The organism is Ruegeria sp. HKCCD7303 (assembly GCF_013111185.1).
In the GTDB taxonomy this organism is placed as follows: Bacteria; Pseudomonadota; Alphaproteobacteria; order Rhodobacterales; family Rhodobacteraceae; genus Ruegeria.
The window spans coordinates 438,807-465,620 of the sequence record NZ_WVRE01000002.1 but is presented as its reverse complement, the minus strand read 5'-3'; the positions used below and the strand labels follow the sequence as shown (position 1 = coordinate 465,620).

The 26,814-nt window shown below is 55.7% G+C and carries 26 protein-coding genes and 1 tRNA gene; 18 read left to right on the top strand and 9 right to left on the bottom strand.

Annotated features, from left to right (window positions below; genetic code table 11):
* Window positions 1–146: 146 nt before the first annotated feature.
* From GS630_RS06955 to GS630_RS06905, 11 genes are all read left to right on the top strand, one after another.
* Entirely contained in the window at window positions 147–605 is a 459-nt protein-coding gene (locus GS630_RS06955) for an Rrf2 family transcriptional regulator (RefSeq protein WP_171238877.1), read from the top strand.
* A 51-nt stretch (window positions 606–656) separates the two neighbouring features.
* Window positions 657–1,700: a cysteine desulfurase family protein gene (locus tag GS630_RS06950; protein ID WP_171619054.1), complete on the top strand. Its 1,044-nt coding sequence runs from the start codon at window positions 657–659 to the stop codon at window positions 1,698–1,700.
* Between the two features lie 18 nt (window positions 1,701–1,718).
* A complete protein-coding gene (gene sufB, locus GS630_RS06945) occupies window positions 1,719–3,239 on the top strand; it encodes a Fe-S cluster assembly protein SufB (RefSeq protein WP_171711919.1) in 1,521 nt (506 codons plus the stop codon).
* 2 nt (window positions 3,240–3,241) lie between these two features.
* Entirely contained in the window at window positions 3,242–4,012 is a 771-nt protein-coding gene (locus GS630_RS06940) for an FkbM family methyltransferase (RefSeq protein WP_171174062.1), read from the top strand.
* Window positions 4,013–4,059: 47 nt separating this feature from the next.
* Window positions 4,060–4,815: a Fe-S cluster assembly ATPase SufC gene (gene sufC / locus GS630_RS06935; RefSeq protein ID WP_171176171.1), complete on the top strand. Its 756-nt coding sequence runs from the start codon at window positions 4,060–4,062 to the stop codon at window positions 4,813–4,815.
* Window positions 4,815–6,095, top strand: a complete 1,281-nt coding sequence (locus GS630_RS06930) for a SufD family Fe-S cluster assembly protein (protein WP_171619048.1) — start codon at window positions 4,815–4,817, stop codon at window positions 6,093–6,095. The genes sufC and GS630_RS06930 overlap by 1 nt, the downstream gene beginning before the upstream one ends.
* Window positions 6,095–6,580 carry a YIP1 family protein gene (locus tag GS630_RS06925; RefSeq protein ID WP_171174059.1) on the top strand — a complete coding sequence of 162 codons (486 nt, stop codon included), beginning with the start codon at window positions 6,095–6,097 and terminating at the stop codon, window positions 6,578–6,580. Before GS630_RS06930 ends, GS630_RS06925 begins: the two co-directional genes overlap by 1 nt.
* On the top strand, window positions 6,577–7,143 hold the full coding sequence (locus GS630_RS06920; protein ID WP_171174057.1) for a YIP1 family protein: 567 nt from the start codon (window positions 6,577–6,579) through the stop codon (window positions 7,141–7,143). The genes GS630_RS06925 and GS630_RS06920 overlap by 4 nt, the downstream gene beginning before the upstream one ends.
* 11 nt (window positions 7,144–7,154) lie before the next feature.
* Window positions 7,155–8,375, top strand: coding sequence for a cysteine desulfurase (locus tag GS630_RS06915; protein ID WP_171619046.1), 1,221 nt, complete (start codon window positions 7,155–7,157; stop codon window positions 8,373–8,375).
* A 77-nt stretch (window positions 8,376–8,452) separates the two neighbouring features.
* Window positions 8,453–8,529 (top strand) — tRNA-Arg (locus tag GS630_RS06910).
* Between the two features lie 5 nt (window positions 8,530–8,534).
* Window positions 8,535–9,023 (top strand): hypothetical protein, encoded by a 489-nt coding sequence (locus GS630_RS06905; RefSeq protein WP_171174053.1) that lies wholly within the window; start codon window positions 8,535–8,537, stop codon window positions 9,021–9,023.
* 62 nt (window positions 9,024–9,085) lie between these two features.
* Here GS630_RS06905 and GS630_RS06900 read toward each other — a convergent pair whose 3' ends face one another.
* Window positions 9,086–9,655, bottom strand: a complete 570-nt coding sequence (locus GS630_RS06900) for a DUF882 domain-containing protein (RefSeq protein ID WP_171234259.1) — start codon at window positions 9,653–9,655, stop codon at window positions 9,086–9,088.
* Between the two features lie 355 nt (window positions 9,656–10,010).
* Here GS630_RS06900 and GS630_RS06895 point away from each other — a divergent pair, with 355 nt between their 5' ends.
* The 4 genes from GS630_RS06895 to GS630_RS06880 are packed head-to-tail and all read left to right on the top strand — an operon-like array spanning window position 10,011 to window position 14,252.
* On the top strand, window positions 10,011–11,618 hold the full coding sequence (locus GS630_RS06895; RefSeq protein ID WP_171174050.1) for a murein L,D-transpeptidase: 1,608 nt from the start codon (window positions 10,011–10,013) through the stop codon (window positions 11,616–11,618).
* Between the two features lie 34 nt (window positions 11,619–11,652).
* Window positions 11,653–12,744 (top strand): UDP-3-O-(3-hydroxymyristoyl)glucosamine N-acyltransferase, encoded by a 1,092-nt coding sequence (lpxD, locus tag GS630_RS06890; RefSeq protein WP_171174047.1) that lies wholly within the window; start codon window positions 11,653–11,655, stop codon window positions 12,742–12,744.
* A gap of 32 nt (window positions 12,745–12,776) precedes the next feature.
* Window positions 12,777–13,034, top strand: a complete 258-nt coding sequence (locus tag GS630_RS06885; RefSeq protein ID WP_171089997.1) for an acyl carrier protein — start codon at window positions 12,777–12,779, stop codon at window positions 13,032–13,034.
* A gap of 9 nt (window positions 13,035–13,043) precedes the next feature.
* Complete coding sequence (locus tag GS630_RS06880; protein ID WP_171174045.1) at window positions 13,044–14,252, top strand: beta-ketoacyl synthase; 1,209 nt, start codon at window positions 13,044–13,046, stop codon at window positions 14,250–14,252.
* 62 nt (window positions 14,253–14,314) lie between these two features.
* On the opposite strand, the gene GS630_RS06875 is transcribed toward GS630_RS06880, so the two are convergent.
* Entirely contained in the window at window positions 14,315–14,923 is a 609-nt protein-coding gene (locus GS630_RS06875) for an invasion associated locus B family protein (RefSeq protein ID WP_171174043.1), read from the bottom strand.
* Between the two features lie 446 nt (window positions 14,924–15,369).
* Here GS630_RS06875 and GS630_RS06870 point away from each other — a divergent pair, with 446 nt between their 5' ends.
* Window positions 15,370–16,917 (top strand): helicase HerA-like domain-containing protein, encoded by a 1,548-nt coding sequence (locus GS630_RS06870; protein WP_171619044.1) that lies wholly within the window; start codon window positions 15,370–15,372, stop codon window positions 16,915–16,917.
* 468 nt (window positions 16,918–17,385) lie between these two features.
* On the opposite strand, the gene GS630_RS06865 is transcribed toward GS630_RS06870, so the two are convergent.
* From GS630_RS06865 to GS630_RS06840, 6 genes are all read right to left on the bottom strand, one after another.
* Complete coding sequence (locus tag GS630_RS06865) at window positions 17,386–18,699, bottom strand: branched-chain amino acid ABC transporter permease (protein ID WP_171619042.1); 1,314 nt, start codon at window positions 18,697–18,699, stop codon at window positions 17,386–17,388.
* Window positions 18,696–19,706, bottom strand: a complete 1,011-nt coding sequence (locus GS630_RS06860) for a branched-chain amino acid ABC transporter permease (RefSeq protein ID WP_171619040.1) — start codon at window positions 19,704–19,706, stop codon at window positions 18,696–18,698. The genes GS630_RS06865 and GS630_RS06860 overlap by 4 nt, the downstream gene beginning before the upstream one ends.
* Entirely contained in the window at window positions 19,706–20,089 is a 384-nt protein-coding gene (locus tag GS630_RS06855; RefSeq protein WP_171174035.1) for a hypothetical protein, read from the bottom strand. The genes GS630_RS06860 and GS630_RS06855 overlap by 1 nt, the downstream gene beginning before the upstream one ends.
* 2 nt (window positions 20,090–20,091) lie before the next feature.
* Window positions 20,092–20,922 carry an ATP-binding cassette domain-containing protein gene (locus GS630_RS06850; protein ID WP_171619038.1) on the bottom strand — a complete coding sequence of 277 codons (831 nt, stop codon included), beginning with the start codon at window positions 20,920–20,922 and terminating at the stop codon, window positions 20,092–20,094.
* On the bottom strand, window positions 20,919–21,707 hold the full coding sequence (locus GS630_RS06845; RefSeq protein ID WP_171174031.1) for an ABC transporter ATP-binding protein: 789 nt from the start codon (window positions 21,705–21,707) through the stop codon (window positions 20,919–20,921). Before GS630_RS06845 ends, GS630_RS06850 begins: the two co-directional genes overlap by 4 nt.
* 106 nt (window positions 21,708–21,813) lie before the next feature.
* Window positions 21,814–22,995 (bottom strand): ABC transporter substrate-binding protein, encoded by a 1,182-nt coding sequence (locus GS630_RS06840; RefSeq protein WP_171174029.1) that lies wholly within the window; start codon window positions 22,993–22,995, stop codon window positions 21,814–21,816.
* 155 nt (window positions 22,996–23,150) lie between these two features.
* Here GS630_RS06840 and GS630_RS06835 point away from each other — a divergent pair, with 155 nt between their 5' ends.
* Complete coding sequence (locus tag GS630_RS06835) at window positions 23,151–24,248, top strand: PQQ-dependent sugar dehydrogenase (protein WP_171174027.1); 1,098 nt, start codon at window positions 23,151–23,153, stop codon at window positions 24,246–24,248.
* On the opposite strand, the gene GS630_RS06830 is transcribed toward GS630_RS06835, so the two are convergent.
* Entirely contained in the window at window positions 24,245–25,249 is a 1,005-nt protein-coding gene (locus GS630_RS06830) for a GlxA family transcriptional regulator (RefSeq protein ID WP_171174025.1), read from the bottom strand. The two genes, GS630_RS06835 and GS630_RS06830, sit on opposite strands and share 4 nt — an antisense overlap.
* A 169-nt stretch (window positions 25,250–25,418) precedes the next feature.
* On the opposite strand from GS630_RS06830, the gene GS630_RS06825 reads away from it, so the two are divergent.
* On the top strand, window positions 25,419–26,789 hold the full coding sequence (locus tag GS630_RS06825) for a class II 3-deoxy-7-phosphoheptulonate synthase (RefSeq protein ID WP_171174023.1): 1,371 nt from the start codon (window positions 25,419–25,421) through the stop codon (window positions 26,787–26,789).
* The last annotated feature ends 25 nt before the right edge of the window (window positions 26,790–26,814 follow it).

The following is a 26,814-nucleotide window of genomic DNA, read 5'->3' as shown; positions in this document are numbered from 1 at the left end:
CCCGGATATACTTGACGATAATCGTCGGACACCTTAGAACGGTTCTAATTACATAACGTTGCGCGTCAGCGCTGTCAGTCGGAGATACGCACTGGCAGCGTCGGCGTCAATGATTTCGCGCAAATCCTGCTGAGAAGGGGCTAAATATGAAGCTGTCGACCAAAGGCCGATATGCGATGGTTGCCTTGGCGGATATTGCGTTGCAGCCAACAGACCGGCTTGTAACCCTTGGCGAGATCTCAGAGCGCCAGGATGTGTCGCTGCCTTATCTGGAACAGCTCTTTGTCAAACTTCGTCGCGCCGAGCTGGTGTCTTCAGTCCGTGGCCCGGGCGGCGGGTATCGTCTTGCGCGTCCCGCGTCGGAAATCCGTGTGGTCGAAATTTTGGCAGCAGTGGACGAAACGGTAGATGCTTTGCAGAAAGGGGCCGGGGCCTCTGGTGCGTCTTCAGGCAGTCGGGCGCAATCCCTGACCAACCGCCTTTGGGAAAGCCTGAGCGCACATGTCTATGTGTTTTTGCATCAGACGCGCCTGTCTGACGTGATTAAGAACGACCTGGCTCCATGCCCCGCAGTGCCGAGCCTGTTCTCGGTGGTGGACGAGTAAGACGAAAAGGCGGCACCGTCATATGAAATCTGCTGGCAAAAAGATGCATCCATGAATCGTGTTTATCTGGATCATAACGCAACAACACCACTGCGCCCTGAGGCACGAGAGGCGATGATTGCCGCGATGGAAGTCTGCGGAAATCCGTCCTCTGTTCATGCCGAGGGCCGAGCTGCAAAGGCACTTGTCGAACGGGCGCGTGCACAGGTTGCAGCTGCTTTCGGTGCTGATGGTGCGGATATCGTTTTCACTTCGGGTTCGACCGAGGGCGCGGCATTAACTTTGGCCGGGCGCAATTTGCATGGTGCCGCAGTTGAACATGATGCGGTAAGGGCTTGGATCCATGAGGATCTTCCGGTTTCTGCGGCCGGAGAGGTTCTGGTTGAGACACCAGAGGCTTCAACCGTTCAACTGGCAAATTCCGAGACTGGTATCGTTCAGACATTACCGCCCGGATTGGCTGTGACAGATGCCACGCAGGCATTTGGAAAGCTGCCGATTGCGTTTAATTGGATGTATGCCCAGATGGCTTTGGTCTCGGCGCATAAACTTGGCGGACCCAAGGGTGTTGGCGCCGTCGTGATGAAGCGCGGTACCGACCTGCCAGCTCTGATTAAGGGCGGAGGCCAGGAAATGGGGCGCCGCTCCGGCACTGAAAATGTCATTGGAATCGCTGGCTTCGGAGCCGCAGCTGAAGCCGCAGCACGTGACTTGGCGGATGGCGTTTGGGAGCAAATCGAAGAATTTAGAAATATTCTAGAAAACGCTCTTGAGGGCGCTGTAAAATCACCTATTTTTGTCGGGAAAGGGCGGCAACGCCTGCCGAACACCCTGTGTTTTGCCTCGCCGGGATGGAAGGGTGAAACCCAGGTCATGCAGATGGATCTGTCGGGTTTTGCGGTCAGTGCGGGCTCTGCCTGTTCCAGCGGCAAGGTTCGTGCCAGCGCGGTGCTCACCGCAATGGGTTTTGACGAGGTGACAGCCAGCAGCGCAATCCGCGTTTCGCTGGGCCCTCGGACAACGAAAGAAGATGTGCTGCGTTTCGCCGAAACGTGGCTTGAAAAAGAGAAAAAGCATCGCGCGCGGGCCGCGTGATCTGACGGAGGGTAAGTTATGGCCGCTTTGGACCAGACCCAGGTGAAAGAGGGTGTCGATCAGGAAACCGTGGATGCGGTACGCGAGGTCGGAACCTACAAGTACGGCTGGGACACTGATATTGAGATGGAGTACGCGCCGAAAGGTGTGAACCCGGATATCGTCCGTCTGATCTCGGAGAAGAACGAAGAGCCAGAGTGGATGACCGAATGGCGCTTGGCCGCGTTCGAGCGCTGGACCAAGATGAACGAACCAAAATGGGCGATGGTCAACTACCCTGAAATCGATTTCCAGAACCAGTATTACTATGCGCGTCCGAAATCGATGGAAGAAAAGCCAAGGTCTCTGGATGAGGTCGATCCCAAGCTGCTGGCCACATATGAAAAGCTTGGTATCCCACTGAAAGAACAGATGATTCTGGCTGGTGTCGAAGGCGCTGAAGACGCGCCTGCCGAAGGGCGCAAGGTTGCTGTGGACGCGGTGTTCGACTCGGTTTCTTTAGGTACGACCTTTCAGGCCGAACTGAAAAAGGCCGGGGTGATCTTCTGCTCGATCTCGGAAGCGATCAAAGAACACCCCGAGTTGGTCAAGAAATATCTTGGGACTGTCGTCCCAGTTTCGGACAACTTTTATGCGACACTGAACTCGGCTGTGTTTTCGGATGGGTCTTTTGTCTACATCCCGCCGGGCGTTCGGTGCCCGATGGAGCTGAGCACCTATTTCCGCATCAACGCCGAAAACACTGGCCAGTTCGAACGCACGCTGATCATCGCTGACAAGGGCTCGTACGTCTCTTATCTGGAAGGCTGCACTGCGCCCCAGCGTGATACGGCGCAGCTGCACGCGGCTGTTGTCGAGATCATCGTCGAAGAAGACGCCGAGGTGAAGTATTCGACCGTGCAAAACTGGTTCCCAGGGGATGAGAATGGCAAGGGTGGCATCTATAACTTTGTGACCAAACGCGCCGATTGCCGGGGCGATCGTTCCAAAGTCATGTGGACACAGGTGGAAACTGGGTCTGCCGTGACCTGGAAATACCCGTCCTGCATCCTCCGCGGCAATGAAAGCCAAGGCGAGTTCTACTCGATTGCGATTGCCAACAACTATCAGCAGGCCGACACCGGCACCAAGATGGTTCATCTGGGCAAGAACACCAAATCGCGCATTGTGTCCAAAGGCATCAGCGCAGGTAAAGCGCAGAACACCTATCGCGGTCTGGTCTCGATGCATCCGAAAGCTAAAGACAGCCGGAACTACACGCAGTGTGACAGTCTGTTGATCGGAGATAAATGCGGCGCGCATACGGTTCCGTATATTGAGGTCAAGAACAACTCGTCCCGCGTTGAGCATGAGGCGACGACGTCGAAAGTGGATGACGATCAACTGTTCTATTGCCGTCAGCGCGGCATGGACGAGGAAGAGGCCGTTGCGCTGGTTGTGAACGGGTTCTGCAAGGACGTATTGCAGGCGCTGCCGATGGAATTTGCCATGGAAGCGCAGCAGCTGGTGGCGATCTCGCTTGAGGGGAGCGTCGGCTAACAATGCGCCCGCGTTCCAAGATCAAACGGTTTGTTGACCGCACGGTTGCCAAACTATTTGTCAGCTTATGCGGCCCGTTCGTGCGGTATTGCGATGCCGGCGGTCAATTTCTGTTGTTCGAAGTGTCCAATCCACGTGATGTGATCCAAGGACGTCATTTTTGGGGTGATGTGTATGAGTTGGGTCTGCTCCAAGACATATCGCGCTATCTGCCGAAAAACGCGCAAATCGCTGATATTGGAGCCAATATTGGTAACCATGCAGTGTATTGGGGGCGCGTGTGTGCAACTAAGATCGTACGTGTGATCGAAGTTAACCCGGACGCTATCGCCATCTTGAAGCGCAACATCAAGCTTAACGGCCTGGAAGATGTTGTTGACAGTTCGAAATTGGGTGTTGGAGCAGGGCGCGAGGCTGCGTCTGGCTTTGAGCTTAAGCCAGAGGCGGGCAATCTAGGCGGCACGCAATTGACACTGGGATCTGGAAATCTGCGGGTAGAGCCCGGTGATACGCTTTTAGAAGGTATGACACCGGATCTGATCAAGATCGACGTTGAGGGCATGGAGCTGGACGTGTTGGCAGGGTTGTCCCGCACGGTGGCTGCGACGCGCCCCATCATCTTTGTCGAGGTAGATCACAAAAACCGCGCGTTCTTTCAGAAATGGATGGCCGAGCAAAACTACGAAACTCTTCGGAGCTTTGGGCAAGACCGCGACAATGAAAACTTCCTGATCGTTCCGGCCGAAAAGGCCGACACGTTCAAATCGAAATGACACCCGCGCAAGATGACGCGCGAATAGAGATGAGAGCCGAGGAAAATATGCTGGAAATCAAGAATCTGCACGTGCAGCTTGAAGAAGAAGACAAGCAAATTCTCAAAGGTGTGGACCTGACGGTTGAGGCCGGCAAGGTGCATGCGATCATGGGGCCCAATGGGTCGGGTAAGTCGACGCTCAGCTATGTTCTGTCCGGTCGCGACGGTTACGAGGTGACCGAAGGCTCGGCCACGCTGGACGGCGAAGACCTGTTGGAAATGGAACCGGAAGAGCGCGCCGCTGCGGGTGTATTCCTGGCGTTCCAGTACCCGGTGGAAATTCCGGGCGTTGGCAATATGACCTTCCTGCGGACTGCAGTGAATGCGCAACGCAAGGCACGTGGCGAAGAAGAGCTGTCGGCCGCCGACTTCCTGAAAGAAGTGCGCGCGAAGGCGAAAACTCTGAAGATCGACGCTGACATGTTGAAGCGTCCGGTCAATGTTGGCTTTTCGGGCGGTGAGAAAAAGCGCAACGAAATACTTCAGATGGCCATGCTGGAACCTAAGATGTGCATCATGGACGAGACAGACTCGGGCCTTGACGTGGATGCGATGAAGCTGGTGGCCGAAGGTGTGAATGCCCTGCGCGATGAAGGCCGTGGTTTCCTGGTGATCACGCACTACCAGCGTCTTTTGGATCACATCAAACCGGACGTCGTGCACATTATGGCCAATGGTCGTATCGTCAAGACCGGCGGTCCGGACCTCGCGCTTGAGGTCGAAAACAACGGTTATGCTGACATTCTTGCCGAGGTGAACTGATGGCCTTGCCCGAAGCAAAACAAACCGCAACCGAGGCGCGGCTATCTGCGCTGACCATGCCTGACGCAGGTTGCACGCGTGCCGCGCGCGAAGACGCTCTGGCACGTGTGCTTGAAACTGGCCTGCCTAACCGTCGCGACGAATACTGGAAATACACCCAACCTGACACTTTGGTGTCGCCCGAAGCGATGCCTGCTGCTGTCTTCTCAGATGATGAGCCGTTGGTATTCAGTGAGTTCGACCGGCTGAATATCGTTTTCGTGGACGGTGTATTCAGTGCCGAGGAATCGGATGATCTGTCGATGGAAGGTGTAAGCATCGACCGGCTTGAAGACATCTGCTGCAAAGACATTCACTGGGCCAAGGACCTGTATGGCGTTCTGGAAGCCCGCGGTCAGGTACCGGTCCAGCGCCCGCTGGCAGCGCTGAACACGGCATTTGCGTCGGATGGTGTTGCCATTCACGTGACAGGCAAACCGTCCAAACCGATCAACCTGATCTATCGCCACGCTTCGCCGACGTCAGACGCGATCCTGCATCACGTGGTTCGGGTGGAAAGCGGGGCCGAGGCGACCATCCTTGAAACAGGTCCAGCAGCCTCGCGCTTTAACAAATGCATGGAAATCGACATTGCCGACAAGGGTACGCTGCATCATGTCCGTGCACAGGGCAGGGACCATGAGCGTCGCGCGGCGACCCATATGTTCACACGTCTGGGCACGGAATCGGTCTATAAATCCTTCACTTTGACGGTGAATGGCGTTCTGACCCGCAATGAACAGGTTGTAGAACTAACCGGCGACGATGCGGTTGCGCATGTGGCGGGGGCCTGCGTTGGCGATGGCGAGTTTCACCATGACGACACAGTCTTCATCACGCATGACGCAGTGAATTGTGAAAGCCGTCAGGTGTTCAAGAAAGTGCTGCGCAACGGTGCGACCGGCGTGTTCCAAGGCAAGATTCTTGTGAAGGAAGGGGCTCAGAAAACCGACGGCTACCAGATCAGCCAGTCGCTGCTTCTGGATGACGACAGCCAGTTCCTAGCCAAACCCGAGCTTGAGATTTACGCCGATGATGTGGCGTGTTCGCATGGCTCGACTTCGGGCGCGATTGATGAAACTGCGCTGTTTTACCTGCGTTCGCGCGGAGTTCCGACCAAGGACGCGACCAATATGCTGACACTTGCATTCCTGGCCGAAGCGGTGGACGAAATCGAAGACAGCGCGTTGGCAGAAGCGATTGTCAGCCGTCTGGAGGGGTGGCTCGCCCGCCGCAACTGATGGCTCTTTCGTCAGATATATTGGCGACATACCGGGGGCCGGGGCGCGTTGTGCGTCGGCTTCTGGATTTGGGGCCTCGTGAAGACCGCGCGCTAGTGTTTGTCATGGGCTTTTGCATCGTCGCGTTCATTGCGCAGATGCCAGGGCTCGCACGGCAGGCTCATCTGGAAGGTGTTGAACTGAATATGTTGCTGGGCGGTGCGCTGCTGGGCACCGTGTTCATCTTGCCGTTGTTCTTCTACACGCTGGCTTTGGTCTCGCATTGGGCCGCGCGCCTTGTTGGCGGAAAGGGCTCTGCTTATGGGGCAAGGCTGGCCCTGTTCTGGGCGCTGCTTTCGTCTGCACCGCTGGTTTTGCTCAACGGTCTGGTGGCCGGGTTCATCGGACCCGGACCTGCTTTGTCAATTGTAGGCTTCCTGTGGGTTGCTGTTTTTGTCTGGTTCTGGTTATCCGGTCTCAGGCAAGTACAAAGGGCGGCTGAATGACTATTCCACCACTAGGTCCACTGGCTGTTCTGACGCTCAGACGGCCTGCCGAAGCGGCCCGTCAGATTTTGGCCCTGGATATGGGGCGAGAAGCAGTCTGGCTAAGCTTTTTCCTTGTGGTGGTCTTCAATTGCCTGATCCAACTCAGCACTGATCTGATCATCCCGACACCGGACGCCCAACTGACCCCCGAGGCAGAAAGCATCCCATTCATCCTGATCCGATCAGCCGGTGCGATGCTATTGAGCGTTGTCGCCTTTCTGTTGGTCGGGCGGGTGCTTGGGGGAAATGCAACGCTTTCCGGCCTGTTGACCCTCATGATCTGGCTGAGTTTTCTACAAAGCGGTGCTTTGCTGGCTATGGTCATCACCAGCGTGACAATACCCGCCCTGACGCTTTTGTTGCTGCTGGCGACCCTGGGGTGGAGCCTGTACATAACGCTCCATTTTTTAAACGAGGCGCATCAGTTCGGCTCACTCGGCAAGGCTTTTGCCGTGGTCCTGCTGGCCGCGATCGTCGCCTTGCCCATTGTTCTGATGTTCACCCCAACCGGACCTGTCTAGGAAATACGCTTATGTATGATGTGCAGAAAATCCGCTCTGACTTTCCGATCCTGTCGCGTCAGGTCAATGGCAAGCCTTTGACCTATCTGGATAATGGCGCTTCGGCTCAGAAGCCACGGGTCGTCATAGACGCTGTGACGCGGGCGTATGCCGAGGAATATTCCAACGTCCATCGCGGTCTGCACTACCTGTCCAACCTTGCGACCGAGAAATACGAATCCGTGCGCGGCACCATCGCCCGCTTTCTTGGCGCATCTAATGAAGACGAAATCGTCCTGAACTCGGGCACGACCGAAGGGATCAACCTTGTCGCTTACGGCTGGGCAATGCCGCGCCTTGAAGCCGGGGATGAGATCGTTCTGAGCGTCATGGAACATCACGCCAACATCGTGCCCTGGCATTTTCTGCGGGAACGGCAAGGCGTTGTTCTGAAATGGGTTGATGTGGATACAGAGGGTGGGCTGGACCCTCAGGCCGTGATTGATGCGATTGGCCCAAAGACCAAGCTGGTCGCGGTGACCCAGTGTTCAAACGTGCTGGGTACTGTCGTGGATGTCAAAGCCATCACAGATGGCGCCCATGCCAAAGGCGTTCCGGTTCTGGTCGATGGCAGCCAGGGTGCAGTCCATATGCCGGTGAATGTCGAAGAGATCGGCTGTGATTTCTACGCGATCACAGGTCACAAGCTCTATGGTCCCTCAGGTTCCGGAGCGATCTTTATCAAATCTGAACGCATGCAAGAAATGCGCCCCTTTATTGGCGGCGGGGACATGATCAAAGAGGTCAGCAAAGATCAGGTCATTTATAACGATCCACCAATGAAGTTCGAAGCTGGCACGCCGGGTATCGTTCAGACGATAGGTTTGGGCGTGGCCTTGGACTACATGATGGATCTGGGAATGGCGAACATTGCAGCTCATGAATCCAGCCTTCGCGATTATGCCATGCAGCGATTGATGGGCTTGAACTGGTTGCAGGTTCAAGGCACGCGCCCCGACAAGGCCGCTATCTTCAGCTTTACACTGGACGGGGCGGGGCATGCCCATGATGTGTCGACCATCCTGGACAAAAAAGGCGTCGCTGTTCGCGCAGGTCATCACTGCGCCGGGCCACTGATGGACCACCTGGGTGTAACTGCAACATGCCGCGCCAGTTTCGGTCTGTATAACACCACGGAAGAGGTCGACATTCTGATCGATGCCCTTGAATTGGCACATGATCTTTTCGCCTGACTTTGATCCGAAACTGGGCGCAACGGGCACGATTTCCAGTTGCACCCAAGTCGGATCAAGGTTAGCTAACGACCAACGCACCTGTAGCTCAGCTGGATAGAGCGCTGCCCTCCGAAGGCAGAGGCCAGAGGTTCGAATCCTCTCAGGTGCGCCACTTTCTTGCATGTTCTCAACCACTTTGAACGGATTCTAAGTACAGTTTCGTCGGATATTGAGAACGCCCGCAGGCACACTCTTCGAAGTGTAATTTTTTATCAGCACATTTTGCTATACACTTTCCCGATGGGGTTGGTTCGCGTCACCTTTGATGGAGGAAAGAACGTGCAAGTCATCTCTTCAAAAAAATTGTTTTTCGTTGTGGTCGTAACAGTAGCGGTTTTGGGCTGTACTGTTATTTCGGGTTATTCCCTCCCCAGCGTTATAAGCTGGATAATAGTCGGAGTGGTGCTTGCATTCATCCTTGGCAAGCTGACCGACGACGATCCAAACAGCGACGATGAAGCAGAGAGCAGCGATGTGTCTGTGTCTAATGTTTATTCTGATGTCGAAAAGGAAAAGGCGCGTGAGTCTGGCAGCTCGACCGCCGAGGCTGCATCCAGTAGCGACTCGGGTGACGCAGGCGGAGGAGGTGGAGATGCGGGGATATAGCAGGTAAAACCAGTTTTCCTGCTAAAGCGTTTCAGAAACGCGAAAACCGTTTGGTGTGCGCTTTAACCACGCCAGCTGCGAACGACTCCGCAATCCATATGAACGAAATTGGAACCGTAGTATTGGCCGACACCACCTGCGCGGCACGAGATAGCTGCTTTGGCCATCTGCGAGACCGAGCGCGAAGCTAGACGCAGGTCAGCAGCCTGACCTTCCATATGGAGCGATTTGCGCGCTACGCGACGCGACCGGGAACGCAACATAGCGTTGGTCTGCGGAGAGCGATAGCCGGACAGCAGCATATAAGGTTCGTTCACATCCAAAAGGTTGTGTGATGCTGCCATGATATCAATCGCGCGTAAATCGATGGATTTTACCTGATCTGTACGCCAATCACGCATGAAGTGGTTCACTTCTTTAACAGCGTCCTTGATATACTTACCATCGACCCAATAAATCATATCCAACCGTTCGCCCGTGCGACCGGAATACATACGAATGCGACGAATATCGCCGCCGCCACGCAAAAAGCCCGCTGCATTGGAGTAGGTGGGAGCTGCCGCGACTGCGGTTGCTGCAAACGCGCCCAATAGGGCACGCCGGGTCAAGCCCGAGGAACTGCTCTTTGTCATTTTTGGTTCGTCCCGTACTGTTCCTGCCTGCGCACGATGTTACGCGCGCCGTATTAATTTTTTCCCATCCCAGATGCGATTTTTATGACACAATCGAAATCGGTGGCCAAGAAGTGTTTCAGATTCACCATTTCAAGGGGGAAATTTCGGCAGTTTTTTGCGCAAATGACACAGTACTTCTTAGAAACTGTGCAACTGCGAAGCTTTCGCCGACAGGCCGATGCAAACACGCATCAGCCACCAACAGAAGCGATTGAATAAGGTATTTGTGAATAGACAAACTTTGCCGCCCAAATCCATAGTTGTTTGACGCACATATCCCAAGTCCAAGCTATTGAATACTCAAGGCCCTATAATGTTTTCTGTTTTCCGCACCAGTACCAGTATCCTTCTCACCGCGTGTTTTACCGCGACGGCAAGCTTTGCGAACACGGCTTCTGACCCCGCGCCGAACACCGCGTTTCAAATGGCAGTTGCGGAACACACTCCGCAGACCTCGAACATAGCCGAGTTCTATCGCACGAATGGGTTTTCACCCATTTGGGTCGGTGAAACGGTTGAGCATGCAAGTCGTCGTACCGCGCTGATAAATGCGTTGTCCAAGGCCCAAATGCACGGTCTGCCACAGGCGGATGCAACAGTCGCAGCCTTGATAGAGAAAATGGAGCAGGCCCGTTCAGTTCGTGATCTTGGTGCGGTTGAGGCAGAACTCAGCCGGGCTTTTATCGAATATGCTGACGCGCTTTACTCGGGAACTGTTGAGCCCGGACGTGTGGACGATGGCCTTGTTCGGACATTGAAACGTCGGAGCGCGGCCGAGCATTTGGCCGGTTTGGCTGATCAAGGCGCGCAATATCTGGAACAATTGCCGCCCCAAACGCGTCAGTACCGAGCACTGATGAAGCAAAAGCTGCTGCTGGAGGACCTGGTGAATCAGGGAGGTTGGGGCGCAACTGTGCCCGTTTCCAAACTGGAATTCGGTGACACAGGACCGAATGTTGTTAAACTGCGCAATCGTCTGGTGATGATGGGTTACATGAAGCCATCGGCCAGCCCGTCTTTTGACGACGCACTGCTGGCTGGCGTTCAGTCGTTTCAAACTGCACATGGGTTGGAGCCTGACGGCGTTGCGGGCAAGGGAACAATCACCGAGTTGAACCGGCCAGCATCGGACCGTTTGAAAGCTGTTCACGTAGCGCTCGAACGCGAACGCTGGTTGCCAAGGGAACGTGGCACGCGCCATATCCTTGTGAATCAGGCGGACTTTTCAGCCAAAATTGTCGATGACGGGCAAGTCACGTTTGAAACCCGTGCGGTGATTGGCAAAAACACCCATGATCGCCGCAGCCCCGAGTTTTCGGATGTGATGGAGCATATGGTGATCAACCCCAGCTGGTATGTGCCGCGCTCGATCATAACCAAGGAATATCTGCCGAAACTGCAATCCAATCCAAATGCGGTGGGTCACATAGAAATCACCGACCGCAGCGGTCGTCAGGTTAATCGCGGGGCGGTGGATTTCACTCAGTTCACGGCGCGAAACTTCCCGTTTGCGATGCGCCAACCCCCCAGCAAAAGCAATGCGCTGGGTTTGGTGAAGTTCATGTTTCCCAACAAGCACAACATCTATCTGCATGATACGCCTCAGAAAAGTTTGTTTGCGCGTGAAGTGCGGGCGTTCTCACATGGCTGTATCCGTTTGGCGCAGCCTTTCGAGTTTGCGTATGCGCTGCTGGCAAAACAAGAGGAAGACCCCAAGGCGTTCTTTCACCGTGTTCTCAAGACCGGCAAGGAAACCAAAGTTGAACTGGATCAACATGTGCCGGTGCATCTGATCTATCGGACGGCCTATATCGGCCCCAAGGGTCAAGTGCAGTATCGTCGCGACGTCTATAACCGCGATGCCAAGATTTGGGACGCTCTGCAAAAGGCAGGGGTGGCCCTGCAAGACGTTCAGGGGTAAGCACGGGTCAAATCCTGCCAAAAGGAAACCCGTCATGCAGTTTACCGTTCAACACATTGCTGAAGCTCTGGGTGCAGAATGTCAGGGCGATGGCGGCCTTACAATTTTGCGTGCCGCCGAACCCGGAGACGCGGGTCCAACAGATTTGGCGATGGCGATGTCTCCGAAATATGCCGAGGCACTTTCGGGTGGAGAGGCACGTGCTGCGGTTCTTTGGGAAGGGGCCGATTGGCAAGCGTTGGGTCTGCGCGCGGCCATCTTTGTCACGCGCCCTCGCATGGCCATGGCAGGCATTACTTCGATGCTTGATCGCGGGCAGGGGGCCGAGCCGGGCATTCATCCGTCAGCCGTTATTGATCCAACGGCAGAGATTGGTGCTAACGTTTCTATCGGGCCTCTGACAGTTGTTGGTGCGCGCGCACGGATTGGCGAAGGTTCCGAAATCGGCGCGCATTGCACGATAGGCATCGATGCCACGCTAGGAAAGCGTGCGTTACTGCGCGAAATGGTCAGTATTGGGGCCCGCGCGCAGATCGGAGACCGTTTTATTGCACAACCTGGTGCGCGGATCGGGGGCGATGGCTTCAGCTATGTCACCCCCGAAGTTTCGGGTGCTGAGAATGCGCGAAAAACAATGGGCGATCAGGGCGAAGCCAAGGCACAAAGCTGGCTGCGCATTCACTCTCTGGGGGCGGTTGAGATCGGAGATGACGTCGAGGTTGGCTCGAACTGCACGGTCGATAACGGCACGATCAGAAACACCCGGATCGGGGACGGCTCGAAACTGGATAATCTTGTCCATGTCGGTCACAACACCCGAGTCGGACGGGATTGTCTGCTATGTGGGCAAACCGGCGTGTCCGGGTCTGTAGAGATTGGGAACAATGTTGTCCTTGGTGGCCAAACCGGGGTCGCCGACAACATTTTCATAGGCGACGGCGTGATCGCCGGTGGGGGTACCAAAATCCTGTCTAATGTCCCTGCTGGAAGGGTTATTATGGGCTATCCGGCGGTCAAGATGGACACCCACACCAATATCTATAAATCCCAGCGCCGACTGCCTCGTCTGGCCCGCGACGTCGAGGCACTCAAAAAGGCTGTTTTCAAACAGTCCTCAAGCGACTAAATCATCGACAGATTGAAAATCAGGGGATCGACATGAGCATCAGCGACCGCGTCATCGCAATCATTGCAGAGCAGGCCGTGCTGGAGCCATCGGATGTGACGCCCGAAAGCACGCTGGAAGATCTGGGCATCGATAGTCTGGGTCTGGTCGAAAGCATCTTTGCAATCGAGGAAGAGTTCGACATTTCAGTCCCGTTCAATGCGAACGAACCAGAAGCTAACGATTTCGACATTTCCAATGTGGCTGCGATCATCGCCGGGATCGAACAGCTTGTGTCGGAAAAGGTCTGACCTGCTCTCATGAAACGTGTTGTCATTACCGGCGCAGGTACGATCAACTCTCTGGGCCATTCGGTTCCCGACACTTTGGAGGCCATGCGCGAAGGGCGCTGTGGCATTTCGGAACTGGAGTTTCGCGACGTCGAACGTCTGGCCATCAAGATCGGTGGTCAAGTTCGGGGGTTCGAGGCGGAAGGGCGGTTCAATCGTCAGCAGATGTCCTTGTACGACCGGTTCACTCAGTTCACTCTGACTGCTGCCAAAGAAGCGATTGACCAGTCGGGTATTGAGTTTCACGGCGAATTGGCCGCCAGATCCGGTGTTGTACTTGGCACGGCGGGCGGGGGCGTTTCGACCTGGGATGACAATTACCGTTCGGTCTATGAGGATGGTAAGAACCGGGTTCACCCGTTTGTTGTTCCAAAGCTGATGAACAATGCGGCTGCCAGCCACGTGTCCATGGAGCATAACCTCAAAGGCCCCAGCTTTACGGTCTCGACCGCCTGTGCCTCTTCCAACCACGCCATGGCGCAGGCCTTTCAGATGGTACGCAGCGGGGCCGCCCCGGCGATGATCACAGGCGGGTCTGAATCCATGCTGTGTTTCGGCGGGATCAAAGCGTGGGAAGGTTTGCGCGTGATGTCCAAGGACGCCTGCCGCCCGTTCAGCGCCAACCGCAACGGAATGGTTCAGGGCGAAGGGGCTGGTATCTTTGTTTTCGAAGAATATGAGCACGCGCGCGCGCGCGGCGCGGAGATACTGTGTGAAGTTGTCGGTTTTGCGATGTCGTCGGATGCAGCAGATATTGTGATGCCAAGCAAGCAAGGGGCTGCACGTGCAATGGCGGGCGCTCTGGCGGATGCAAGGCTGAACGCCAGCGATGTCTGTTATATCAACGCCCACGGCACAGGCACTGCAGCCAATGACAAAACCGAATGTGCAGCAGTCGCAGATGTGTTCGGACCGCACGCGGATGATCTGATGATCTCGTCCACCAAATCCATGCATGGACATTTGATTGGCGGCACCGGAGCGGTAGAGCTTCTGGCCTGTATCATGGCGCTGCGGGACGGTGTCATTGCACCAACCATCGGCTATGAAGAGCCGGACCCGGAATGTGCGTTGGACGTGGTGCCGAATGAAGCTCGTGAAGCAAAGGTTGACGTTGCTTTAAGCAACGCGTTTGCGTTCGGTGGGCTGAATGCCGTCTTGGCTTTGAAGCGCGTCTGAGAATACCTGACGCTCAGTTTTGAAAGGCCGCTTTGTGACAAAGCGGCCCTTGTTGCATTAAATCAGTTTTGCAAGACTTCCAACTGATCATATCCACTGGTGAAACCGGCCAGCGACATTTCGATTTGCAACAGTTGATTGGGGGCAAGGATGGAAACCATAGATATGGTGGCCGTGCTGCCCGCCTTCATTGCGTCGATGTCACCTTGCGTGAAACCCAACTGAGCAACGCAGCCAACCGGGTTGCAGTGATGATAGTTGTATCGCTTGCTTGGTGCCCCATCGATGGATACGGCGATCTGCGCTTGCAGCAAGGTCTCCAACGGCACGATCAGGCTGGCACCAGCCACGGCTGCAGCACCCTCGGGAAGCTTGTTGATCGAGATTTCCGCAATGGGTTGACCCTCGGCACCTGAAAGAATTTGACGCAACAAACAAGGGTCATTGTCTGCTTCGGTCTTAAGGCAGGTAATGTTCCAGTCGCCACTTGTTTCCTTAACGTATTGCTCGCCAACACGGGGGCCAGTTTCCCCCAGGTCTAGCTCTTGCGCCGCTTCGGTCTGAGGTGTCTCGGCCTGTTGTTGGGTTTCGTCAGTGGATTCTTGAGCGTTGACCGCACTGCTCAGAAAGACGGCGGCCAGTACGTTCGCAGAAAGAAGGTGCTTGATCATGAATGCCTCGGTTTGATGATTGCGCTTTTTGCCTCATGTAGCATTGTTCTGAACCGGTGTCAGGCACTAACAGACCCGCCCTGATCAACGTGAACAAATTCTTGCTCTTACGGCGGAAAAGGGTCCTTCGGCCATAAAGAAAGGGAGCCGTTTGATCAGCTCCCTCCCTCAAAAGGTTCTCCCCGTCGGACTGGCCGACTTATTTATGCGCAAACCCTACGAGAGCGGCGCTGGTGGGTCAACAGCTATCCTGAAAATTTAATCTGCCAATCAGCACATACACATGTATTGGCGCAGACAAAAAAGCCGTGCCCGAAGGCACGGCCAGTCGACAGGGAGGAAGTCTGCCCCACGTGATCGGAGCCTCCGCAGGGCAAAATGACTATCGCAGTCAAAGGTTAACTTTGTATGCTGGACACGGATCGGTGAACTATAAGGCAGTGTTAATGGGCAAAATTATTTTTTTGGGCGGCGGTGGCGAAGGGTATGGCACTCCGCAGGAATTGGCGTTGAACTACGCAAACCGCCACGGCTTGATCGCCGGAGCAACCGGAACGGGCAAAACCGTAACGCTGCAAATCCTGGCTGAAGGGTTCTCGCAAGCCGGCGTTCCGGTTTTCCTTTCGGACATCAAGGGGGACCTGTCTGGTCTGGCCTTGGCCGGAAGTCCGGCACATAAACTGCATCAGGCATTTCTGGACCGCGCTGAACGTATCGGGTTTTCGGATTTCAACTATTCTGCCTGCCCGGTGACCTTCTGGGACCTGTTTGGCGAACAAGGCCATCCGGTGCGCACGACGGTCACGGAAATGGGGCCGCTGCTGCTGTCGCGTTTGATGGAACTTAGCGAAGCGCAAGAAGGTATTTTGAACATCGCGTTCCGTGTGGCCGATGAAGAAGGGATGCCGTTGCTGGATCTGAAGGACCTTCAGGCGTTGCTGGTCTGGATCGGAGAGAACCGTGCGCAGCTATCCTTGCGCTATGGCAACGTGTCGACATCCTCGATTGGCGCAATCCAAAGACGTTTGCTGGTGCTGGAAAACCAAGGTGGCTCGAAACTGTTTGGCGAACCTGCCCTGGATCTGGCCGACCTTATGCGCACGGATGATAACGGGCAGGGCATGGTGAACATCCTCGCCTCTGACAAATTGATGGGCTCGCCCCGGCTCTATGCCACTTTCCTGCTCTGGCTGTTGAGTGAATTGTTCGAAGAACTGCCCGAGGTCGGCGACCCCGAGAAACCAAAGCTGGTCTTTTTCTTCGACGAAGCGCATTTGCTGTTTGACGATGCCCCCAAGGTTTTGGTGGACAAGGTAGAACAGGTGGCGCGTCTGATCAGATCGAAGGGCGTTGGGGTATATTTCATCACGCAAAACCCGGCGGATATTCCTGAAGACATTCTGGGCCAACTGGGCAATCGCGTCCAACACGCCTTGCGCGCCTTCACAGCGCGAGACCGCAAGAACCTGCGTATGGCCGCCGAAACGTACCGAGAGAACCCGGCTTTCGACACCGAAGCCGCGATCCGAGAGGTCGGGGTCGGAGAGGCCGTGACCTCGATGCTGCAAAAGAAGGGCGTTCCGGGCATTGTCCAACGCACCTTGATTCGTCCTCCGGGATCTCAGCTGGGGCCGATTTCTGGCGCTGATCGCAAAGCGATTTTGGCGGCGTCCCCGATGGCAGGCAAGTATGACAAAGGTGTGGACCGAAAGTCTGCATTTGAAATCCTGCAGGCTCGTGCCGATGCGGCGGCAAAATCTGCGGAACAGGCAGAAGCAGACGAGGTGCTAGAGGCTCAATCACCAATGGAGCGGGAGTTTTCTGCAGCTCGCAGATACTCAGGCAGCAGGGTGGGGCGATCGTCTTCTCGTGTGCAGCGCAAGAAAGACACGTTTGCGACGGCGATGACCGAAGCCGTCATCAAGGAGCTAAAAGGAACAACCGGGCGACGTATCGTGCGCGGTATTCTGGGTGGTTTGTTCAAAAACAGATAGCGGCGCGGCGCCCAAAATGGGCGCCGACACAGTTATTTCAGGCGACGTTGACCCTCTTGTCGGCAATAGGCATCTGCTTGGGGTACCGACATCTTCGTCGCTGGAAAATCGATGGCGCGATCCCAGGTGACTCTATCCTGGCGATACAGCTGACAAGTCACTACGCCCTGGGGCGTCTGTACCTTAACAGGTGCTGTTTCCAGGTCTTCTGGTCTGGGGATGCAGGCGGCTGTTGTAACGACAACAACCGAAAGTAGGAAAACAGTTCCGAAGCGTGGTGCTTTCATTTTTTACTCTTATCAACACGTTTGAATGATCGTTTTAGATCGGCTTGAGCGGGTGTGAGTGCCAGCAACAGACCGCAGAAGAAAAACATTGCGGTGGGTCCGTTTATTCAAAAAAACGCCAAGAATCAAGAAACCGCGCCGAAGTGCCGGCGCGGCTTCACGAAATGGTTATGGATCAGCCCTATTTTTCGGGGATCAGGCCCCTTGGGCTGAATCTGAGAACAATCAACAGGATAAGACCCATAGTGAACAAGCGCATATGGGCAGCGCTTTCGACCAGATGCGCTTTCAGCCAACTTCCATCCGGCATACCTGCGGTGATCAGGTTCATCAGCCATAGGCCGATTGGTTCAACCTGAACCCATAAAAACCAGATCAGAAACGCGCCAAGAACGGACCCGAAGTTGTTTCCCGATCCGCCAACAATCACCATTACCCAAACCAGAAAGGTAAAGCGCAGAGGCTGGTAGGCGCTTGGCGTCAACTGACCGTCCAGCGTTGTCATCATCGCCCCTGCGATCCCGCAGATGGCCGACCCCAGAACAAAGATTTGCAGATGGCGGCGGGTCACGTCCTTGCCCATCGCCTCGGCTGCGACCTCATTGTCGCGGATCGCGCGCATCATACGGCCCCACGGGCTTTTCAACGCCATCTGGGCCATCCACAGCAAAGCCAACAGGACGATCAGGAACAGCAGCGAATAACCCAACTTGACCGAAAGGGTAGAGGCCGTGACCGGGTCAAGCCCGAACCATTCCGCGCGCGCCAGGAACGCTGGGTCTTGCTGCAACTCAACTTCGTAACCGACGACAGGAGACGGGCGCGGGATACCGTAGACGTTTTTCACACCTCGGGCCAACCAGTCTTCGTTCTTCATGACGGCGATGATGATCTCGGCAATGCCCAGCGTCGCAATGGCCAGGTAATCCGACCGCAGACCCAACGCCGTCTTGCCGATCAGCCATGCAGCGCCCGCCGCAAGCAATCCACCGGCAGGCCAGGCCAGCAGAACCGGAAGGTTCAGACCGCCGATATTGCCTGCAATCGCGGGATCAATGGCTTCGACAGCTGCAACATTGGGATCAAAAACTGCGCGGTAGACAAAGAAGCCCACGACCAGAACAGCGATGATGGTAAGGGTTTGCGCCCGGCCTTTTGGCATCTTGGTCGCCACCAGAACAGCAGCCACAACGGTCGCGGCCCCCAACAGCAGTGACAATACAATCCCGTAACCGCCAGCGCTCCAGGCCCCCGGGGTGGGCGGTGTTGATACCAGAACCACGGCCAGACCGCCGAGCGCGACGAAGCCCATCACACCCACATTAAATAGGCCCGCAAAGCCCCATTGCAGGTTGACCCCAATGGCCATGATGGCCGAGATCAGCCCCATGTTCAGGATCAGGATGGCGGTGTTCCAGCTTTGAGTGAACCCTGTCAGTAGGATCAAACCGGCGACAACAGCAAAAAGCAGCGTGTTTTTGACAGACTCGGTCATACCGCTTTCCCCTTGAACAGGCCCGTGGGCTTAAACAGAAGCACAATCAGCAGAATGATGAAGCTGACGGCAAATTTGTAGTCGGTGGACAGGAACTGGACCAAGCTTGAGGGTTCCAAGTTTTCTGGAGCCAGGTAGGTCAGCACCTTCTTCCACGCATAGGTGATGGTCACCTCGGAAAACGCGATGATGAAACCACCTGCGATGGCACCCAGAGGATTACCAAGTCCGCCCACGATGGCCGAGGCAAATATCGGCAGCAGAAGCTGGAAATAGACGAAGGGTTTAAAGCTCTTGTCGAGACCGTAGAGCACCCCGGCCGTAGTCGCTAATGCAGCGACGATGATCCATGTGATCATCACAACACGCTCGGGGTTGATGCCGGACAACAACGCCAGATCTTCATTATCCGAATAGGCTCGCATGGACTTGCCTGTGCGGGTCTTGTTGAGGAACCAGAACAGCAACGCCACGGCGACAACAGCCACAATCACGGTGATGCCCTGAGAGGTCTTGATCGCAAGCCCCTCACGCAGCCCAGTCAGTGCCTTGAAATCGCGCGCCGAGATAATGAACCGCGCACCGTCCGAGAATCTCTGATCATCTGGCCCAATGACAAAGCGGACAAGGCCGTTCATGATGAACATAACGCCCATCGAGACGATCACGAGGATCACCGGTTTGGCCTTTTGTTCCCGGTAGAACCTGTAAACCAGCCGGTCGGTGATCAACACCAGAACGATACAGCCCAGAATGGCAAAGGGCAGGGCCAGCAGAGCAGTTGGCAGAGGTCCAAAACTGACCCCGGCGGCCTGTAAGCCCCACGTGACCAGAACAGCGATCATTGCACCAAAGGCCATCGTGTCGCCATGGGCAAAGTTCGAAAACCGCAAGATGCCGTAGATCAGCGTTACCCCCAAAGCACCCAGCGCCAATTGGCTGCCATAGGCGATTGCGGGAACAAGGACGAAGTTGGAGAGCGCCACAAGGGCGTTGAGGAAGTCCATTAGCTATTTACCTCGCAGCGGCCAAGGCCGGTCAGGCTTATACCTTTGCCTACAAAGACGTGGGTCGTGTACGCGACAATCCCATCAGCGAACAAGCTGAAGGTGTAAGATGCTGATCGATCAGAATCCCAGCCGTGTGCGGTCATCAAGTCATCTGTCACTTGCTGGACCTTCAGCAACGGCAACCTGTCATCTCCAAGGTCAATACGAAGCTGGTTGTCTGGCAAGGTTACAAAGTCGAAATCAACTCCGAGACCCGTTTTGGTTGTCTGACATGCATCGACATTAACACACGTGTATTCCAGCTTACATCTCGTGACGTCTTGTGCGGTGGCCGCACCGGTAGTGGCAGAAAGAACTGCTACGAGGGCTAAAACTTTCATCCTCACCCCCCCAAAAAACTCTTACGAACCTCAGGATCGACCAGCAGTTCTTTGCCCGTGCCGCTATACGCATTCCGTCCTTGAACCAGAACATAACCCTTGTCCGCAATCTCCAGCGCCTGACGGGCGTTCTGTTCGACCATCAAGATCGGCAGCCCGGTGCGCGATACCTCGATGATCCGGTCGAACAGCTCATCCATCACGATGGGCGAGACACCGGCAGTGGGTTCGTCCAGCATCAAAACCTTCGGCTGAGTCATCAGCGCGCGACCCACGGCGACCTGTTGGCGTTGACCGCCTGACAGCTCTCCGGCGGCCTGATTGCGTTTGTCGCGCAGGATGGGGAAGAGATCATAAACCTGTTCCATTGTCTCAGTGATATCGTCACGGCGGATGAACGCACCCATTTCAAGGTTCTCTTCCACCGTCATGGACGTGAAGATATTCGAGGTTTGCGGCACAAAACCCATACCTTTGATCACCCGGTCCTGCGGTGACAGCTTGGTGATGTCTTCACCGTCCAGCCGCACCGAACCGGCACGTACGTCCAGCATGCCGAACACAGCCTTCATCGCCGTGGACTTGCCCGCACCGTTGGGGCCAACGATCACCGCGATCTCACCCTTGTCGACGGCAATGGTGCAGTCATGCAGGATGTCCGGACCTTTGCCGTAACCGCCGGTCATTGTGTCGCCGATCAGAAAAGGGCCGCCGCCAACGTAACGCGCTTCACCGCTTGCTGAATTCGCTGGCATCATCGTACCAGCCCCGTGCGTATTGGTGATAGAGGCGTCCTTGTTCCCCTTGTCGTCGTGATAAGGATTGTCGCTCACGCGCCTGCCTCCAGCTTGTCTTTATTCTTCAGGCCGGTGCCCAGATAAGCTTCGATCACGTGCTCGTTTGCCTTGATCTCGTCCAAAGTGCCTTCGGCCAGAACCTTGCCCTCGGCCATACAGATGACCGGGTCACAGATTTTGCCGATGAAATCCATGTCATGTTCGATGACCACGAAGGTGTAGCCGCGTTCCTTGTTCAGGCGCAGGATGGTGTCGGCGATGGTCATCAGCAGGGTACGGTTCACGCCTGCGCCGACCTCGTCCAGGAACACGATCTTGGCGTCGACCATCATGGTGCGGCCAAGCTCCAGCAGTTTCTTCTGTCCGCCCGAAACCTGACCGGCCTTGTGATCGGCCAGATGCTCGATGGTCAGAAACTCTAGCACCTCGTCTGCCTTAGCACGCAGCGCGCGTTCTTCATCCGCGATGCGCTTACGGCCAAACCAGGTGTTCCACAGCGATTCACCCGATTGCGCACCGGGCACCATCATCAGGTTCTCGCGACAGCTCATCGATGAAAACTCATGCGCGATCTGGAAGGTGCGCAACAGACCTTTGTGAAACAACTCATGAGGGGGCAGGCCGGTGATATCCTCACCATCCATAAAGACCTTGCCGCTGGTTGGCGGCAAAACGCCCGCGATCACATTGAACAGAGTGGTTTTTCCTGCACCGTTCGGCCCGATCAGGCCGGTGATCGACCCTTTTTGGATTTCCAGCGATGCCCCGTCCACCGCGTGAAACCCGCCGAAATGCTTATGCACGTCTTCGACGACGATCATGTTATCCCCTTGCCTTTGCCCCGTGAAACGAGGTGCAGCCTTTTGTCATTGAAACAGCCCGGACACAAGGACCGGGCTGCTTGTTTTTATGGTTTTTAACGTTGGATCAACGGAAGTTGACGGTCTTGTTTTCGCCGTCGGTCACTTCGATTTCGCGATAGGAACCCGCGCTTTCACCGGGGCCGATCAGCTCAACGCCAGACGCGCCGACATAGTCGATGTCTTGACCAGCAGCCAGCAGTTCCAAACCCTTGGCCAGCTCACCCGGATAGATCTTTTCACCCGGAGCGTTAGCGACGTCCAAGACTTTTGAACCATAATCGGCCGGGTTGGTTGACCCTGCGGCCTGCATCGCCAGCATGAACAGCGCGGCCGCGTCATAGCTTTCGGGCGAGTAAGGTGACGAGCCGTCGAAGCCAGCGGCTTCTGCCATGGCAAAGTACTTCTCGGCACCTTCACCGCCGGATCCGGCGATCTGACCGAACGAACCATTCAGGTCGGGGCCAACATTTGCAGGCAGCGAGTCACCGATCATACCGCCTGGCAGGCCGAATGTATCAAAGGCACCGCTGTCCAGTGCAGACTGGATGATGCCCAGACCACCCTGGTCCAGATAGCCTGCAACGACCAGAATGTCACCACCGGCCGAGGCCAGCGCGCCCACTTCAGCCGAATAGTCGGCCTTACCGTCTTCGTGTGCCGCAACAATCGTCACTTCGCCGCCCGATGCCTCGAAAGACGACTGAATCGCGTCCGCGAGACCCTTGCCATAGTCGTTGTTGGTGTAGGTCAGAGCAATCGAGCTGATGCCGCGGTCATTCAGGATGTCCGCCATAACCTGACCTTCACGCGCATCCGACGGAGCGGTGCGGAAGAACAGGCCGTTATCCTCCATGGTCGACAGGCCGGGCGAGGTGGCCGACGGCGAGATCATAACCATACCATTCGGAATCGCGACGTTCTGTAGAATCGCACCGGTCACGCCCGAGCAGTCACCACCGATGATACCGGCGACACCATCCGCAATCATGCGCTCACCGTTCGAGGTGGCCAGACCGTTGTCGATACAGCCTGTATCGGCACGCATTCCGGTGACGGTTGCACCATCCAGCAGCTTGCCGGACTCGGTGACTTCGGCCATCGCCATTTCGGCGCCAGAGCCCATTGCCGGTGCCAGCGATTCGATTGGGCCGGTAAAGCCAAACAGCACGCCCAGCTTCACATCCTCGGCCATGGCGGTTCCCGCAAGCAAGGCGGTGGCTGCAGTAGCAGTCAGCAGCTTTTTCATATGTTTACTCCCTGTATTGAACGTCTTTGTTCTGGCCTCGACCCTAGGCAAGCTGTTTGGAAAAGAAAAGTCCTAACGCAAACGTGTTTTTACCGTTTGGGAAACTAACTGTTTTGTTAGAAACTCTTCCGTGATTGCCGCCGAAAGGGGCCGACATGCTTCGCATTGTTACACTTCTGTTTTTCACGCTCAATGCGTTCTCAGTTGCCGCACAAACCCTGTCAACGTCCGCCGGAGGCATTGAACTGACCAAGATGGTAAGCGGTCTCGATACGCCCTGGGCCGTCGGAGTCTTGCCGGATGGGGCGTTCCTGATCACCGAGCGGGACGGAGATTTGCTGTTTGTTCAGAATGGTAAGGCGACCACTGTGCGGGGCGTTCCGAAAGTTGCCGCCAGAGGACAAGGTGGGTTGCTTGATGTGACGGTTCCACGCGATTTTCGACAAAGCCGCGAGGTATTTCTGAGCTTCTCAAAGCCTCAAAACGGGGGCGCTGGCACTGCCATTGCCGTTGGGCGGCTGTCGGAGAACGGTAAACGTCTGACCAACGTTCGGGTGATCTACGAAGCAACACCCGGCGGTTCCGGCGGGCGGCATTTTGGCAGCCGCATCGTCGAAGCACAGGATGGAACGTTTTTTGTAACCATTGGCGATCGCGGCCAGCCCGACAACGCACAGGACCGGTCTTCTCCGATGGGGTCGGTCATTCGGATAAACCGGAATGGATCGATCCCTGTAGACAACCCTTTTGTCGGGCAATCAAACATCAAACCTGAAATCTGGTCCTTCGGCCACCGCAACCCGCAGGGAGCTGCACTGGACGCGCAGGGGAGGCTGTGGGTTTCGGAACACGGCGCTCGCGGAGGCGATGAGATCAACCAACCCCGCGCGGGCCGCAATTACGGGTGGCCGGTCATTTCTTACGGCACGCATTATTCCGGCCAAAAAATTGGCGAAGGTACGTCCAAAGCCGGCATGGAGCAGCCCGAGTTGTATTGGGATCCGTCCATCGCGCCTTCGGGTTTGTTGGTGTATTCCGGCAAACTCTGGCCCCAATGGAAGGGGAATATCTTTGTCGGGTCTCTGAAATTCGACTATATCGCGCGACTTGCCGGAAAGTCTCTGCGTGAGGTCGAACAGATCAAAGGGCCGGAAACCGAACGTGTGCGCGATATCGTTGAAGCACCGGATGGTTCGATCTGGTTCATTTCAGTCGGGCAGGGCGCGGTGTACCGCATGACCCCGCAGGGCTAAACCGACAATCGCGTGCTCTGCGCGCCACGTTCCCGGTAGGGTGTCGTATTATAATGTGCCCTGTAGCATTTCGAGAAATGCGAAGGGCTGGCGAACCCACATGCAAGCGCAACGTTGATGACGCTCATATCCGTCTGCATAAGAAGATTCCGCGCTTTGTGCAGTCGCAGTTCCATGTAGTAGCGTTTAGGGGAACGGCTGAGATACCTGCGGAATAGACGCTCTAGCTGGCGGGTCGACATGCCGACATCTTTGGCCAAAATAGAAGGCGAGATTGGCTCTTCGATGTTTTTTTCCATCATCAAAATGACCTGGCTCAGCTTTGGATGTCGCACGCCGATCCGCGTCGGTGTCGACAAACGTTGCGTGTCCTGATCAGTACGAATGGACGAATAGATCATCTGGTCCGCTACGGCATTGGCCAATTCTTCGCCAAAATCATCCGCAATCAGTTTAAGCGACAAGTCTATCGAGGATGTGCCGCCAGCAGTTGTCATGCGGTTGCCGTCAACCTGAAAAACCGATTTCGTCAGTTCGACCTCATCGAATTCCTCGATAAAACTGTCAGAGTTTTCCCAGTGAATCGTCGCCTTCTTGTTGTCCAGCAACCCTGCCTTGGCAAGCGTATACGCGGCAGTACACAGACCACCGATTCGAAGGCCGCGCCGCGCCTCGCGACGAACCCAGTTCAGGACGCGTTTTGTGGTCGCTGTTTGAACGTTTACGCCTCCGCAGATGAGGACGACATCATCGCGCTGCAGTTCTTCTAGATCCGTGTCGAGTTTGAACTCGGTTCCAGCCGAGCATTTGACCGTGCCGCCGCCTTCTCCAGACAGTGTCCAAGTATACAATTCCTGGTCCGCCATGCGGTTTGCGATCCGCAAACTATCAAGAGCCGAAGCAAATGATAGCAACGAGAACTTGTCCAGAAGAACAAAAACATAATGGCGCGGGATGGCCTCAGCGTTTTCCACTGTGACTGCCTGGCGTTGCACTTGCATGGCGGGTTGTCCTTACTTTGGCACTGAATACAGCCTTATCCAGCGACATATTTAGAGTTCACCATGATCAAAGCTTGTTTGCGCCGTCAAGAGGCGCAAATGGGATATGGTCACTCTTCAAAGCATTTTGTATAGAGGCCACCTGAACACTTCAGCGGAGATCAAAGCTATGACCGAATGGCAAAAATCGAACTGGCGCAACAAGCCCCGGGTTCAGATGCCAGACTATACCGACTCGGCCGCTCTGGCCAAGGTCGAGGCCCAGCTTTCACAGTATCCCCCGCTGGTCTTTGCCGGTGAGGCGCGGCGTCTCAAACAACATCTGGGTGCCGCCGGTCGCGGCGAGGCCTTCCTGCTGCAAGGTGGGGATTGTGCTGAAAGCTTTGAACAATTCAGCGCGGATGCGATCCGTGACACCTTTAAGGTGATGCTGCAGATGGCAATGGTTCTGACCTATGGCGCAAAAGTCCCGGTGATCAAAGTCGGCCGCATGGCCGGTCAGTTCGCCAAGCCGCGCAGTGCACCAACCGAAGTTGTGGATGGTGTGGAACTGCCCAGCTATCGTGGTGACATCATCAACGAATTGGCATTCACACCAGAAGCGCGCATCCCGAATCCTCAGAAGATGCTGCAAGCCTATACACAGGCTGCTGCCACTCTGAACCTGCTGCGGGCTTTTTCGACCGGTGGATTCGCGGACATGAGCCGCGTTCATTCGTGGACCCTTGGGTTCACAGATGAACAGGACGTGCAGAAGTACTCCGAGATTGCCGATCGTATTCAGGACACCATCGACTTCATGGAAGCGGCCGGGATCACGGCAGATACCACACATGAATTCTCGACCGTCGAATTCTATACCAGCCACGAAGGGCTGCTGCTGGAATATGAAGAGGCGCTGACGCGCCTGGATTCGACCTCGGGCAACTGGCTGGCTGGTTCTGGTCACATGATCTGGATCGGCGACCGTACACGTCAGCCCGACGGTGCGCATGTTGAATTCTGCAGCGGAGTTTTGAACCCGATTGGTCTGAAATGTGGTCCGACAACGACCGTGGAAGACCTTAAGGTTCTGATGTCCAAACTGAACCCCGAAAACGAAGAGGGTCGCCTGACCCTGATCGCGCGCTTTGGTGCGGGTAAAGCAGGTGAGCACCTGCCGCGTCTGGTCAAAGCTGTGAAGGAAGAAGGGGCCAAGGTCACCTGGGTTTGTGATCCGATGCACGGCAACACGATCAAATCGGCGACCGGTTACAAGACCCGTCCGTTCGACTCAGTCTTGCGTGAGGTGCGCGACTTCTTTGGCGTACATCAGGCCGAAGGCACCATCCCCGGTGGCGTGCATTTTGAGATGACCGGTCTGGATGTGACCGAATGCACCGGCGGCGTGCGCGCGGTGACCGAAGAAGATCTGTCAGATCGCTATCACACCGCCTGCGACCCGCGCCTGAACGCGTCACAGTCGCTGGAACTGGCCTTCCTGGTGGCAGAAGAACTGACAAATCTGCGCCGCAACGGCAGCAAGCGCGTCGCTAGTTAAGCGCGTAAAAACAGATTTAAACAGC

Coding starts and splice junctions, on each gene's coding strand:
- GS630_RS06955 (WP_171238877.1), top strand. CDS start 147: ATGAAGCTGTCGACCAAAGGCCGATATGCGATGGTTGCCTTGGCGGAT.
- GS630_RS06950 (WP_171619054.1), top strand. CDS start 657: ATGAATCGTGTTTATCTGGATCATAACGCAACAACACCACTGCGCCCT.
- sufB (WP_171711919.1), top strand. CDS start 1,719: ATGGCCGCTTTGGACCAGACCCAGGTGAAAGAGGGTGTCGATCAGGAA.
- GS630_RS06940 (WP_171174062.1), top strand. CDS start 3,242: ATGCGCCCGCGTTCCAAGATCAAACGGTTTGTTGACCGCACGGTTGCC.
- sufC (WP_171176171.1), top strand. CDS start 4,060: ATGCTGGAAATCAAGAATCTGCACGTGCAGCTTGAAGAAGAAGACAAG.
- GS630_RS06930 (WP_171619048.1), top strand. CDS start 4,815: ATGGCCTTGCCCGAAGCAAAACAAACCGCAACCGAGGCGCGGCTATCT.
- GS630_RS06925 (WP_171174059.1), top strand. CDS start 6,095: ATGGCTCTTTCGTCAGATATATTGGCGACATACCGGGGGCCGGGGCGC.
- GS630_RS06920 (WP_171174057.1), top strand. CDS start 6,577: ATGACTATTCCACCACTAGGTCCACTGGCTGTTCTGACGCTCAGACGG.
- GS630_RS06915 (WP_171619046.1), top strand. CDS start 7,155: ATGTATGATGTGCAGAAAATCCGCTCTGACTTTCCGATCCTGTCGCGT.
- GS630_RS06900 (WP_171234259.1), bottom strand. CDS start 9,655: ATGACAAAGAGCAGTTCCTCGGGCTTGACCCGGCGTGCCCTATTGGGC.
- GS630_RS06895 (WP_171174050.1), top strand. CDS start 10,011: ATGTTTTCTGTTTTCCGCACCAGTACCAGTATCCTTCTCACCGCGTGT.
- lpxD (WP_171174047.1), top strand. CDS start 11,653: ATGCAGTTTACCGTTCAACACATTGCTGAAGCTCTGGGTGCAGAATGT.
- GS630_RS06885 (WP_171089997.1), top strand. CDS start 12,777: ATGAGCATCAGCGACCGCGTCATCGCAATCATTGCAGAGCAGGCCGTG.
- GS630_RS06880 (WP_171174045.1), top strand. CDS start 13,044: ATGAAACGTGTTGTCATTACCGGCGCAGGTACGATCAACTCTCTGGGC.
- GS630_RS06875 (WP_171174043.1), bottom strand. CDS start 14,923: ATGATCAAGCACCTTCTTTCTGCGAACGTACTGGCCGCCGTCTTTCTG.
- GS630_RS06870 (WP_171619044.1), top strand. CDS start 15,370: ATGGGCAAAATTATTTTTTTGGGCGGCGGTGGCGAAGGGTATGGCACT.
- GS630_RS06865 (WP_171619042.1), bottom strand. CDS start 18,699: ATGACCGAGTCTGTCAAAAACACGCTGCTTTTTGCTGTTGTCGCCGGT.
- GS630_RS06860 (WP_171619040.1), bottom strand. CDS start 19,706: ATGGACTTCCTCAACGCCCTTGTGGCGCTCTCCAACTTCGTCCTTGTT.
- GS630_RS06855 (WP_171174035.1), bottom strand. CDS start 20,089: ATGAAAGTTTTAGCCCTCGTAGCAGTTCTTTCTGCCACTACCGGTGCG.
- GS630_RS06845 (WP_171174031.1), bottom strand. CDS start 21,707: ATGATCGTCGTCGAAGACGTGCATAAGCATTTCGGCGGGTTTCACGCG.
- GS630_RS06840 (WP_171174029.1), bottom strand. CDS start 22,995: ATGAAAAAGCTGCTGACTGCTACTGCAGCCACCGCCTTGCTTGCGGGA.
- GS630_RS06835 (WP_171174027.1), top strand. CDS start 23,151: ATGCTTCGCATTGTTACACTTCTGTTTTTCACGCTCAATGCGTTCTCA.
- GS630_RS06830 (WP_171174025.1), bottom strand. CDS start 25,249: ATGCAAGTGCAACGCCAGGCAGTCACAGTGGAAAACGCTGAGGCCATC.
- GS630_RS06825 (WP_171174023.1), top strand. CDS start 25,419: ATGACCGAATGGCAAAAATCGAACTGGCGCAACAAGCCCCGGGTTCAG.